Origin of the sequence: Pseudomonas sichuanensis (assembly GCF_024749065.1) — a bacterium.
Lineage (GTDB): Bacteria > Pseudomonadota > Gammaproteobacteria > Pseudomonadales > Pseudomonadaceae > Aquipseudomonas > Aquipseudomonas sichuanensis.
In genome coordinates this window covers 2,612,542-2,625,252 of the sequence record NZ_CP087185.1, presented here as the reverse complement: position 1 = coordinate 2,625,252, position 12,711 = coordinate 2,612,542, and the positions used below count along the sequence as shown (strand labels likewise).

General features: G+C 65.7%; 8 protein-coding genes and 1 pseudogene. 5 read left to right on the top strand and 4 right to left on the bottom strand.

Annotated features, from left to right (window positions below; all coding sequences use genetic code 11):
- Window positions 1-13: 13 nt before the first annotated feature.
- Window positions 14-637 (bottom strand): response regulator transcription factor, encoded by a 624-nt coding sequence (locus tag LOY51_RS11985; RefSeq protein ID WP_125858414.1) that lies wholly within the window; start codon window positions 635-637, stop codon window positions 14-16.
- Window positions 638-648: 11 nt separating this feature from the next.
- Window positions 649-2,055: a sensor histidine kinase gene (locus LOY51_RS11980; protein ID WP_258646345.1), complete on the bottom strand. Its 1,407-nt coding sequence runs from the start codon at window positions 2,053-2,055 to the stop codon at window positions 649-651.
- A gap of 183 nt (window positions 2,056-2,238) precedes the next feature.
- Here LOY51_RS11980 and LOY51_RS11975 point away from each other — a divergent pair, with 183 nt between their 5' ends.
- The 3 genes from LOY51_RS11975 to LOY51_RS11965 all read left to right on the top strand — a co-directional run bounded on the left by LOY51_RS11975 (window position 2,239) and on the right by LOY51_RS11965 (window position 6,919).
- Entirely contained in the window at window positions 2,239-3,861 is a 1,623-nt protein-coding gene (locus tag LOY51_RS11975) for an acyl-CoA synthetase (RefSeq protein WP_258646343.1), read from the top strand.
- A 129-nt stretch (window positions 3,862-3,990) separates the two neighbouring features.
- The gene (locus LOY51_RS11970; protein WP_258646340.1) at window positions 3,991-5,760 is read left to right on the top strand and encodes an acyl-CoA dehydrogenase C-terminal domain-containing protein; all 1,770 of its coding nucleotides are present in this window, start codon (window positions 3,991-3,993) and stop codon (window positions 5,758-5,760) included.
- A gap of 160 nt (window positions 5,761-5,920) precedes the next feature.
- Window positions 5,921-6,919: a FecR family protein gene (locus LOY51_RS11965; protein ID WP_258646338.1), complete on the top strand. Its 999-nt coding sequence runs from the start codon at window positions 5,921-5,923 to the stop codon at window positions 6,917-6,919.
- A gap of 218 nt (window positions 6,920-7,137) precedes the next feature.
- Here LOY51_RS11965 and LOY51_RS11960 read toward each other — a convergent pair whose 3' ends face one another.
- A complete protein-coding gene (locus LOY51_RS11960; protein WP_125463816.1) occupies window positions 7,138-8,457 on the bottom strand; it encodes a Na+/H+ antiporter family protein in 1,320 nt (439 codons plus the stop codon).
- 226 nt (window positions 8,458-8,683) lie between these two features.
- Here LOY51_RS11960 and LOY51_RS27145 point away from each other — a divergent pair.
- Both LOY51_RS27145 and LOY51_RS27140 read left to right on the top strand, forming a co-directional pair.
- Window positions 8,684-10,009: pseudogene (locus tag LOY51_RS27145) on the top strand (methyl-accepting chemotaxis protein); the annotation flags it as partial.
- 102 nt (window positions 10,010-10,111) lie between these two features.
- Entirely contained in the window at window positions 10,112-10,867 is a 756-nt protein-coding gene (locus LOY51_RS27140; protein WP_371923751.1) for a methyl-accepting chemotaxis protein, read from the top strand.
- Between the two features lie 28 nt (window positions 10,868-10,895).
- Here LOY51_RS27140 and LOY51_RS11950 read toward each other — a convergent pair whose 3' ends face one another.
- Window positions 10,896-12,518: a glucan 1,4-alpha-maltotetraohydrolase domain-containing protein gene (locus tag LOY51_RS11950; RefSeq protein WP_258646336.1), complete on the bottom strand. Its 1,623-nt coding sequence runs from the start codon at window positions 12,516-12,518 to the stop codon at window positions 10,896-10,898.
- Between the last annotated feature and the right edge of the window lie 193 nt (window positions 12,519-12,711).

Here is a 12,711-nt window from a genome sequence, read left to right as displayed (position 1 = left end):
ACGACAGCCCAGTTCAAACCTCCCGTAACCCCAACGCCCCCACCACCCCACAAGCAATCGCCATCCCCACCAACTCCGCCAAACTCCCCGCCTGCATCCGCTTCATCACCCGCCCCCGATAAAGGTCAATGGTCTTGACACTGACCCCCAACCGCTCGGCAATCTCCCGATTCCCCAACCCCTGCACCAACGGAATGAACACATCCCGCTCCCGCGGCGTCAGGCTGTCGATCCGCCCCTGCACCTCCTCCACCGCCCCATTCCCCCCCTGGGCACGCCCAAGCGCCGCCTGCACACTGTCCAGCAGCAACTGATCGTTATACGGCTTCTCGATGAAATCACAGGCCCCCGCCTTGAACGCCCGCACCACGATCGGCACATCGGCATGCCCGCTGACAAAGATCAACGGCATGTCCACCCCCCGCTGCTGCAACGCCTGCTGCACCGCCAGCCCGCCCATCCCCGGCATGCGCACATCCAGCAACACACAAGCCGGGCCACTACCGTCGCAGGCCTCCAGAAACGCCTGGCCACTGGTAAACGGCAAAGCCTGCAAGCCCACCGACTCAAGCAACCACACCGTCGAATCGAGCATCCCCGGGTCGTCGTCCACCACATACACCTTCGCTTGCACCACCGCCCCCTCCTTCATGTCCGGTTCACCGCCAGCCGGCAACACAACACCAAACCGCCGCCCTCACCCAGCCGTGCCCACAGGCTGCCACCCAAGCCTTCGACAATGCTGCGGCTCATGCTCAACCCCAGGCCCAGGCCATCGGCCTTGCTGGTAGTGAACGGGGTAAAGATCGCCTCCAACTGCTCAGGCGCCACGCCAGGCCCCTGGTCGGCCACCTCCACCAGCAGCCCGTCATCCTGGCGCCAGGCGCCCAGCAGAATACGCGACGGAAGGCCTGCGTGCTGCTCACGGTTGGCGTCGATGGCATTGCGCAGCAGGTTGAGCAACACCTGCTCCAGCAACACCCGATCGGCGTACACCGTCGGCAGTTGCGGCCCCAGCCGCTGTTCGATGCGCACCTGCGCCGCACCCGCCTCCCAGGCGCAAAGCCTGAGCGCTTCCCCGGCAACCTGGGCGATATCCAGCGCCTGCAGCTGGCGCGGGCCCTTGCGCAGGAAGGCGCGCAGGCGGCGGATCACCTCGGCGGCATGGGTGGCCTGCTGGTTGATCCGTTGCAGGCCCTGGGCAACCCGCTCGCGGGCCTGGGGGTCGTGCTCCAGGTTGTTCAGGTAGCGCAGGCTGGCATTGCTGTAGTTAAGCACCGCGGCCAGCGGCTGGTTGATCTCGTGGGCGATGCCCGAAGCCAGTTCGCCCAGCGTTGCGACCCGAGCGCTATGGGCCAGGTTTTCCTGAGCCTCGATGCGCAGGGTGATATCGCGGGACACGGCGACGATCTCTACCACCGCACCGGTATAGGTTTCGCGGATCGCCCGGCAGGCGATCTCGAACCAACGGTAACGGCCATCGGCATGGCGCACGCGGCAGGTCATGGTGTGGTAACCGTCCGCCTCCAACGCCGCACCGGCCTGCAACAGCGCCTGGCGGCGCTCGCGCGGGTGCAGCAGGCTGCGTGCCGGGCTGCCGCGCAATTGCTCCGGCCATACCCCGAGCAGGCGGAAGGCCGCAGGCGTGGCATCGAGAAAACGCCCGTCCGGGCTGTGCCGGGAAATCAGGTCGGTGGTGTTTTCGGTGATCAGCCGGTACAGCCGCCGTGCCCGGCTGGCCTCGCGCTCACCCTGGCGCTCGCCGCTGGCATCGCGGCAGCGGGCCAGCACCTGTTGGCCCGCGTGATCGGGGATGAAGGTCCACAGCAAGATGCGCTCGCCTACCTGAGCCTCGACCTCGCTTATTGCCCGCCCCTGGCGCAGGCAGGCGCGCACCAGCGCGGCATGGTTGCCCGGTAGCCAACTGGCCAGCGGCGGCCCTTCGGCAATCAGTGCCTGCAAGGCGGCGTTGAGCTGCAAGGGGCCGGCATCGGCCGCCAGCAGCAGGCTCGGTTGCGGGTCCAGGGCGAGCAAGGGGGAGCAGTCAGGCTTCACGGGAAAAGGCCCTTGTTATAGTAGTTTTACTATATTGCTATAGTCGATCTTCCAGATACCATAGCGGCTCGCGTAAAAAAGCGACAGGGAGGCACGCCCCTCCCACACCCTGATCAGAGCTAACAATCAGCCACCGGGGGTCTAGCGCACGGAGTGCGCCTGCCTCCCCTACAGGAACCGCGCATGTCGATCTTCTCCCAGGGCCTGATGCCCGCACCTGTCAACCACGTCGCCCTCACCCCGCTGAGCTTCATCGAACGCACCGCCGCGGTGTATGGCCAGTACCCCGCCGTGATCCATGGTGCCATCCGCCGTGACTGGCGCGAAACCTATGCCCGCTGCCGACGCCTGGCCAGCGCCCTGCAGGGCCGTGGCGTCGGCCGTGGCGACACGGTGGCGGTGATGCTGCCGAACATCCCGGCCATGCTCGAAGCGCACTTCGGCGTACCGATGATCGGCGCGGTGCTCAACACCCTTAACGTGCGCCTGGACGCCGAGGCCATCGCCTTCATGCTGCGCCATGGCGAGGCCAAGGTGCTGATCGGCGACCGTGAGTTCCACGGCGTGATCCGCGATGCCCTGGCTCTGCTCGAACACCCGCCGCTGGTAATCGACGTGGACGATCCGGAATACGGCGAGGGCCAGCCGGTCAGCGACCTGGACTACGAGGCCCTGCTCGCCGAGGGCGACCCGGACTTCGCCTGGGAGTGGCCGGAGGACGAATGGCAGGCGATCTCGCTCAACTACACCTCCGGCACCACCGGCAACCCCAAGGGCGTGGTCTATCACCACCGCGGCGCCTACCTCAACGCCCTGGGCAACCAGATGACCTGGGCCATGGGCCACCGCCCGGTGTACCTGTGGACCCTGCCGATGTTCCATTGCAACGGCTGGTGCTACCCCTGGACCGTGACCGCGCTGGCCGGCACCCACGTGTTCCTGCGCCGGGTCGACCCGCAGAAGATCCTCACGCTGATCCGCGAACACCGGGTCAGCCACCTGTGCGGCGCGCCGATCGTGCTCAACGCCCTGGTCAACATGCCCGACGCCGCCAAGGCCGCCATCGAACACCCGGTGCAGGCGATGGTCGCCGGCGCCGCACCGCCGGCCAAGGTGATCGGTGCGGTGGAAGAAATGGGCATCCACATCACCCACACCTACGGCCTGACCGAGGTCTACGGCCCAGTGACCGTATGTGCCTGGCATGAGGAGTGGGACGCGCTGACCCTGGATGAACGGGCGCGGATCAAGTCGCGCCAGGGCGTGCGCTACCCGACCCTGGACGGTCTGATGGTCGCCGACCCGCAAACCCTCGAACCGGTACCGTGCGACGGCAATACCCTGGGTGAGATCTTCATGCGCGGCAACACCGTGATGAAGGGCTACCTGAAGAACCCCGAGGCCACCGCCGAGGCCTTCCGCGGCGGCTGGTTCCACACCGGCGACCTGGCGGTGTGGCATGCCGACGGCTATGTCGAGATCAAGGACCGGCTCAAGGACATCATCATTTCCGGCGGCGAGAACATCTCCACCATCGAGGTCGAGGACGCCCTGTACCGCCACCCGGCCGTGCTCGAAGCCGCCGTGGTGGCGCGCCCCGACGAAAAATGGGGCGAGACGCCTTGCGCCTTCGTCGCCCTCAAGACCGGCCACGGCGGTACCCGCGAAAGCGAAATCGTCGCCTGGTGCCGCGAGCATCTGGCCGGGTTCAAGGTGCCGAAGACCGTGGTGTTCGGCGAATTGCCCAAGACCAGCACCGGCAAGATCCAGAAGTACGTACTGCGCGACCGTGCCCGGGCGCTCTGAGCATCCGTTGCGCCCCAATCGCCGGCAAGCCGGCTCCCACACAAAAGCACCGGCCTCTGTGGGAGCTGGCTTGCCAGCGATGGGGCCGGTACTGACATCCCAGACCTGATTGCCCATCGTGAGCCCCAGATGACCGACTACACCGCCCCTCTGCGCGACATGCACTTCGTCCTCCACGAGGTGTTCCAAGGCCCTGCCCTGTGGGCACGCCTTCCCGCTCTGGCCGAGCGGCTCGATGCCGACACCGCCGACGCCATCCTCGAAGAAGCCGCCCGCCTCACCAGCCAGCTGATCGCCCCGCTCAGCCGTAACGGCGACGAACAGGGCGTGCAGTTCGCCAACGGCGAAGTGCGCACCCCGGACGGTTTCCGGGAAGCCTGGCGCACCTACCGCGAGGGCGGCTGGGTCGGCCTGGGCGGTAACCCCGAGCACGGCGGCATGGGTATGCCGAAAATGCTCGGGGTGCTGTTCGAGGAAATGCTGTACGCCGCCGACAGCAGCTTCAGCCTGTATTCCGCGCTCACCGCCGGCAGTTGCCTGGCCATCGACGCCCACGCCAGCGAACAGCTCAAGGCCACTTACCTGCCAGCGCTGTACCAAGGCCGCTGGGCCGGCACCATGTGCCTGACCGAGCCCCACGCCGGCACCGACCTGGGGCTGATCCGCACCCGCGCCGAACCCCAGGCCGATGGCAGCTATCAACTGAGCGGCAGCAAGATCTTCATCACCGGTGGCGAACAGGACCTCACCGAGAACATCGTCCATCTGGTGCTGGCGCGCCTGCCCGACGCACCGGCCGGCGCCAAGGGCATCTCGCTGTTCCTGGTGCCCAAATACCGGGTCGCAGCCGATGGCAGCCTGGGCGCGCGCAACGGCGCCCACTGCGGGTCGATCGAACACAAGATGGGCATCAAGGCCTCGGCCACCTGCGTGATGAACTTCGACCAGGCCGAGGGTTATCTGGTTGGCGAGGCGAACAAAGGCCTGGCGGCGATGTTCACCATGATGAACTACGAGCGGCTGTCCATCGGCCTGCAGGGCATCGGTTGCGCCGAGGCCTCGTACCAGGCCGCCGCACGTTACGCCAACGAGCGCCTGCAAAGCCGCGCAGCCACAGGCAGCGACGCCCCCACGCGCAGCGCCGACCCGATCATCGTGCACGGCGATGTGCGGCGCATGCTGCTGACCATGCGCACCCTTACCGAGGGCGGCCGCGCCTTCGCCGTGTACGTCGGGCAACAGCTGGACATCGCCCGTTACGCCGAGGATGCCGGCGAGCGCGAGCGTGCCCAGCGCCAGGTGACCCTGCTGACGCCAGTGGGCAAGGCATTCTTCACCGACAACGGCCTGGAAAGCTGTGTGCTGGGCCAGCAAGTGTTTGGCGGCCACGGCTACATCCGCGAATGGGGCCAGGAGCAGCGCGTGCGCGACGTGCGTATCGCGCAAATCTATGAGGGCACCAACGGTATCCAGGCCCTTGACCTGCTCGGGCGCAAGGTACTGGGCGACGGTGGCCAGGCCCTGGCTGGCCTGGTGGCCGAGATCCGCGCCTTTTGCGTGGACGCCGCGCTGCATCGCGAGGCGCTGCTGGAGGCACTGGTGCGCCTGGAGCGCGTCAGCCAGTGGCTGCAGGCGCAGGCCGGCACGGATGCCAACCTGGTCAGCGCCTCGGCGGTGGAGTACCTGCACCTGTTCGGCTTGACCGCCTATGCCTATATGTGGGCGCGCATGGCCAACGTGGCACAGGCCCGGCAGGCGCAGGACCCGACCTTCCATGGCGCCAAGCTCGACTGCGCGGCGTTCTACTTCCAGCGCGTGTTGCCACGTGGCCTGGCCCTGGAAGCCAGCATTCGAGCCGGCAGCGCCAGCCTGTATGGGATGGCTGCAGAGCAGTTCTGAAACCTCGGCCCATCGCGGAACTGCCCCGCGATGGGCTGAAAGCAGATACGAGCCATGCGCAACTACTACGAAATCTCCTACAATTGATAGTCATTCGCCATTAACACGTTCTCGGAAGCCCCCACCCAAGGGTAGAATGCCCGCAAAACCGGGAGCCGTAATGAACCAGGACCGCCTCACCCCCAGCGAAGACGATGCCATCACCGACGCCGCCGCGCATTGGTGCATGCGCCTGCACGCCGAAGACTGCACGGTGGCGGAACGGGCGGCGTTCAGCCAGTGGCTGGCGGCCGACCTGCGGCACGCGCAGGAGTACCAGGCGATGCTGGAGATCTGGCAGACCGCCGACCTGCTGCCGCGCAGCGCCCAGGTGGTGGAGCTCAAACCCCGGCAGGCCGCGGCCCGCAATTGGCGGCCATTGGCCTCGGCGGCGGCCATTGCCCTGCTCGCCCTGCCCCTGGCCGGCTGGGTGGGCTGGGAACAAGGCTGGCTGCCCAACGGCTACCAGCATGTCGAAACCACAGACCAGTTGCGCCAGGTACGCCTGAGCGACGGCAGCAGCGTCGAACTCAACCTGCACAGCGAGCTGCGCTACCTGAACTACAAGGACGAACGCCGCGTCACCCTGATCAAGGGCGAGGCGTTCTTCAAGGTCGTGCACGACAGCAGCCACCCCTTCATCGTCCGTGCCGGCAACGGCCAGACCCGGGTCACCGGCACCCAGTTCAACGTGTGGAAATATGAAGACCAGGTCAAGGTGACGCTGGTGGAGGGCTCGGTGCTGGTCAGCAACGATGGCAACGCCGGAGGCTACCGCCTCGGCCCGGGCATGCAGGCCAGCTACCACACCGGAGATTTCGAACCGCAGTTGAGCCAGAGCGACGACTCGGGCAACAGCCTGGCCTGGCGCAGTGGCAAGCTGGTGCTGGACAACCTGAGCCTGGCCCAGGCCTTGCCGGTGATCAACCGCTACCTCGACAAGCCACTGCGCCTGGCCGATGACAGCACTGCCAGGATCCGCATCAGCGGTGTCTACAACACCCGCGAAGTGGCACGCCTGGTCGACACCCTGCCCAAGGTACTGCCGGTGTACCTCACCCGCAGCAAGGACGGCAGCACCGTCCTCAACCGCATCACCCCGCCGCCAAGCCGCAGCTGACGGAGCCGTCTAACCCGGCTCCTTGAACATCCGCGATTGCTGGGGGGCCGGCTTGCCGGCGATGCAGGCACCGCGATTCTGGCCACCGCCTACGCCGGTGATCGCCGGCAAGCCGGCTCCCACAGGTACAGCACAAGGCTCAAGTTCGACGCGGTGGAAGTGAGAGCAGGCTACGCCGGCGAAAGGGCCGCAGAGCGGCCCCCCAGATCAAACGCACGTCAAAGCGTCATCGCCGCCAACCAGCCAAACGCCAGCAACGGCAGGTTGTAATGGATGAACGTCGGCACCACGGTGTCCCAGATATGGTGGTGCTGGCCATCCACGTTCAGCCCCGAGGTCGGCCCCAAGGTTGAATCCGAAGCTGGCGAACCGGCATCGCCCAAGGCACCGGCGGTACCGACGATGCACACCGTGGCCACCGGGTCGAAGCCCAGTTGCACGCACAGCGGCACGAAGATCGCTGCCAGGATCGGCACGGTGGAGAACGACGAGCCGATGCCCATGGTCACCAGCAACCCCACCAACAGCATCAGTAACGCGCCGATACCCTTGCTGTGGTCGATCCACTGCGCCGAGGTCTCGACCAGGGTCTTCACTTCACCGGTGGCCTTCATCACATCGGCAAAGCCCGAGGCGGCGATCATGATGAAGCCGATCATCGCCATCATCTTCATGCCCTCGGTGAACAGGTCGTCAGTGTCCTTCCAGCGCACGATGCCCGACAGCGAGAAGATCAAAAAACCCACCATCGCGCCGATGATCATCGAGTCCAGCCACAGCTGGATGATGAACGCCGCACCGATGGCCACACCGGCGACCACCAGGGTCAGCGGGTTGTATTGCACGCTGACCTGCTCGACCTCTTCGATGCGCGCCAGGTCGTAGTCGCGCTTCTTGCGATAGCTGACGAACACGGCCAGCAGCAGGCCAGCGAGCATGCCGGCCGCCGGGATGGCCATGGCGTGGGTGACATTGACCCCGCTCACGTCCACGCCCGCGCGGGCGACGTTGGCCAGCAGGATCTCGTTGAGGAAGATGTTGCCAAAGCCCACCGGCAGGAACATGTACGGGGTGATCAGGCCGAAGGTGATCACACAGGCGATCAGCCGGCGGTCGATGCGCAGGCGCGTCAGTACATATAAAAGCGGTGGCACCAGCAACGGAATGAAGGCGATGTGGATCGGCAGGATGTTCTGCGACGAAACCGCCACCACCAGCATCAGGCCGATCAGCAGCCATTTGACCTTGCCGCCATCGGCATGCCCCTGACGGTCGATCATCGCCAGGGCGCGGTCGGCCAGGGCATGGGCCAGGCCCGATTTGGCGATGGCCACCGCGAAGGCGCCAAGCAGCGCATACGACAACGCCACCGTGGCACCGCCACCCAGGCCACCGTTGAAGGCCTTGAGCGTGCCCTCGATACCCAGGCCTCCGACCAGGCCACCGGCCAGGGCGCCGATGATCAGCGCGATGACCACATGCACGCGGGACAGGCTCAGGATCAGCATGAGCCCGACCGCGGCAATCACTGCATTCATGGTGTGCAAACCTCTTTACGACAGACAAAAAGCGAGCGTTCCGGCGACAGCTGCGCGCAGGCAGTGGCCGGACCAGGGGATGTTGTTATGAAGGGCGCACACTCTGAAGCACAGGCCAGCAGAAGTCAAAAGCGTCTGCGCCGCGCGTCCTTGTAGGACATAGACGAAAGTAGCGGGTTTAAATTGAACGTTTGAATAAAGAAAAATCCTGTAGCGCCGATACAGCATGCAGCATCAAACCTATTACAAGGGATTTGCCCCAATGCCTGCGCTGCGACAACTCTCCATCCAATGGAAGATCACCCTGCTGGCCGGCCTGTGCCTGGCCAGTATCGTCACCTTGCTGGTCGGCCTTTCGCTGTACCGCATGGACCACAGTTCCGACCTGGTCAAGGCCAGCAGCATGCACATGCTCAGCGAAGCGGCGCAGTCGCGCATCGAATCGCAAGGTGAAGTGCAGGCCCTGAACATCCGCCGTCAGTTCATGGACGCCTACCAATACGGCGCTGGTTTTTCCCGCCAGGTACTGTTCCTGCGTGAACAGGCGGAAAAACGCTTCCTCGACGCCTACGACCTGCGCCAGGACATGACCGCCCAGGTGCGTGCCGCGCTGCAGGCCAACCCTGACCTGCTCGGCCTGTCGCTGGTATTCGAGCCCGGCGCACTGGACGGCAAGGACAAGCTGTTCACCGGCCAGGCGGAACTGGGCAGCAACGAGACTGGCCGCTTCGCCCTGTACTGGTCGCAACCGCGCGCCGGCCAGTTGACCTCGATGGCACTGCCCGAGCACGACATGGCCAACACCGAAGTCGGCCCCAGCGGCCAGCCGGCCAACACCTGGTGGGTGTGCCCACGCAGCACCGGCACGGTGTGCGTGGTCGAGCCGTACTTCTACGACATCGACGGCCAGCGCGTGCTGATGACCAGCATCGTGTTCCCGCTCAAGAGCAACGGCAAGGTGATCGCCACCCTGTCCATCGACATCAACCTCAACAGCCTGCAGGCCCTGAGCGAGTCGGCCAGCCGTGGCCTGTACGAAGGCCGCACCACGGTCGGCATCCTCAGCCCGGTCGGCTTGCTGGCCGGCTACAGCGCCGATGCCGGCAAGCTGGCCCAGCGCCTGGACCAGGTCGACACCGCGCAAGGCGCGGAGCTGGTGCGCAAGCTGACCGAAGGCAAGTTGCAGATCCTGCATGGTGCGCAGCGCCTGAAAGTGCTGGCCGCCTTCGAGCCGATCCCCGGCGGCAAGCCGTGGGGCGTGCTGCTGGACGTACCGGAAAGCGCCCTGACCGGCCCGGCCGAAACGCTCAAGCAGGAACTCGACGCCCTCAATACCAGCGGCACCCTGCTGGAACTGGGCCTGGGCCTGGCCGCCGCCATCGCCGGCCTGCTGCTGGTGTGGCTGATGGCCCGCACCGTGACCAGGCCGATCCTCGGCGTGGCCGCCATGCTCAAGGACATCGCCAGCGGCGAAGGCGACCTGACCCGCCGCCTGCAATACGACAAGCGCGACGAGCTGGGCGAACTGGCCGGCTGGTTCAACCGCTTCCTCGACAAGCTGCAGCCGACCATCGCCGAAGTGAAGCGTTCGGTGCAGGCCGCCCGTGGCACCGCCGACCAGTCCGCGGCCATCGCCACCCAGACCAGCGCCGGCATGGAGCAGCAGTACCGCCAGGTGGACCAGGTGGCCACCGCCTCCCACGAAATGAGCGCCACCGCCCAGGACGTCGCCCGCAGCGCGGCCCAGGCCGCACAGGCCGCCCGCGACGCCGATCAGGCCACCCGCGAAGGCCTGGCGGTGATCGACCGCACCACCACCAGCATCGACACCCTGGCCGCCGACATGAGCAGCGCCATGGCCGAGGTCGAAGGCCTGGCGCAGAACAGTGAGAAGATCGGCTCGGTACTGGAAGTGATCCGCTCGATCGCCGAGCAGACCAACCTGCTGGCGCTCAACGCCGCCATCGAAGCGGCCCGTGCCGGTGAAGCCGGGCGCGGTTTTGCGGTGGTCGCCGATGAAGTGCGCAACCTCGCCCGCCGTACCCAGGAGTCGGTGGAAGAGACCCGCCAGGTGATCGAGGCGCTGCAGGCCGGTACCCGCGATGTGGTCGGCGCCATGAACAGCAGCCACCGCCAGGCCCAGGGCGGTGTCGAGCAGGTCGGCCAGGCGGCCACCGCGTTGCAGCGCATTGGCCAGGCAGTGACGGTGATCACCGACATGAACCTGCAGATCGCCAGCGCTGCCGAAGAGCAGAGCGCGGTGGCCGAAGAGATCAACAGCAACGTCGCCACCATCCGCGACGTCACCGAGTCGCTGTCGGGCCAGGCCAACGAATCGGCGCGGGTCAGCCAGTCGCTGAACAGCCTGGCCAACCAGCAACAAGGTTTGATGGACCAGTTCCGCGTCTGAATCCGTCGCGCCAAGGATGGCGCCTCTCTCATAAACGGCCGCTGCCGGCTCGCACGCCCGCCTTCAGGACATTGTTGTCCCCCGCCTGCCAGCGTCTGACCACCTCCGGCGCTGTCTCGCTGCGCACGATGCACTTCCACTGCACATCCTGATCCGCCGGCAGACTGACACGCCCCTGCCACAGGGGGTACTGGCTGACATCCTTCAGGCGCAATGCATTGGCGGGCTTCCACCCGCCCAGCACGACACTGTCACCCACCACATAGACGCTGTCGCCAGGGTTCGTCGTACCGTTTTCGCAGCTCAGCACCACCTCGACCCAAGGACGCCGGTCGGTGGCTCGCCAGAGCCTGATATTCGGTTTTCCGGGCCCGTTGTCGTGGGCCAGGACGACCGGTTCGAAGCCGCCGGGCGCCGCACCGAGGTCTGAGTCCAGCGCCAGCAGCAGGCTGCCCTGATCGCCCTGGGTCAGGCTGACCAAACCGGCGTGGTTTTCCATCAAGGCGAAGGAAATGGTCGAGTCTGCACGGATGCCAACAGCTCGCCGTGCAGCGATGAGCTGGCGCAGCAGGCCACCGCGCGGCCAGTCGTACATGTCTGGCCAGTAGACGCTGGGCGTGCCCGGGCTGGTGAGTACATAGGCATAGGCCTGGTCACGACGCTCCTCGGGCAATGCCCAATGATGCTGGCCACCATTGGCGCCTGGCGAATAACCGGTGTCATGATTGTCGACGAACGTCACCGCCGCGGCGCGCCAGCTCGCGTCGGGGTTGGCGTTCAGACCATAGCGCCATTCGCGCAAGCTGCCGTTCTGCATGCGCTCCTTGAGCGCAAAGTCGAACACACTGCAATGGGCTCGATCAGACCAGTCCTTCAGGATGTCCTGCCAGCCCGCGCTCCTGCGCCAGTCGTCCTGCGGGAACTCACCGGGGGCCTTCCACAGCTCGCCGACACAGTACAGACGGTCGCCGAACCGCTTCATCCAGCCGTCGACCCTCTCTGGCGCATAGCCTTTGACAAAATCGAAGCGCAGCCCCTCAGCAGCATAACGATCGCGCAGGTTGGCGAACTCGACGCGGAACAGGCTATCGACCGAAGGGTCGGCCGTGTCCAGGTCGGCATCGCCACTCATAAAGGCGTCACCCTCGTCGCGCGTCAATCCACGTGCGCACTTGCCGGCAGCTACAGCCTCCTTGTCCATCGGCAGGCCGTTGCACACACCGTCCTTGTGATTGGGCACCACATCGAAAATGACTTTGACCCCCGCGCCTTTCAAAGCCTCGGCCGCTGCCTGCAATTGGGCGTCCGACCCATAACGGCCATTCTTGTCGAAGTCCCGCCAGAAGTAGCCCTCACCTCCGCCAAAGGTGTGCTGCTGGTCGTCCTGCCAATGCGACTCATCACGCCAGGGCGGCGGCATCCAGATGGCGGTGAAACCATCAGCGGCGATTTGCGCGGACTTCTTCGTCAGTGTCTGGTACCAGGTTTGATCAGCCTGCCGGCTGGAGTTCCAGTGGAATCCCTGCAACAGGATCTCGCCGCCTGATCCGTTACGTACGCCCGCCTGCGTCGCATCGGTGGCCATTGACAAGCCCGGTGCGTACACACCAAGGCAGATCACCAAGCATGCAGCAATCCTGTTGCGATCCATGGGGTACCTCTGGGCGCTTGCCCAGGCTGGGAGGATTGCTTGAGAGCGTATGGCAAGGGCGTTGCCCCCTCTACTGGCAAAAATGCCAGGTGTCTCCCAACGCACAGCCAACCCTGTGGAAGGCCTCGATACCCCGTCGTCTACGCTTTTGCCCGCCCCCCGAAAGCGAGGCTGCAATGAAAAGATTTCCTGC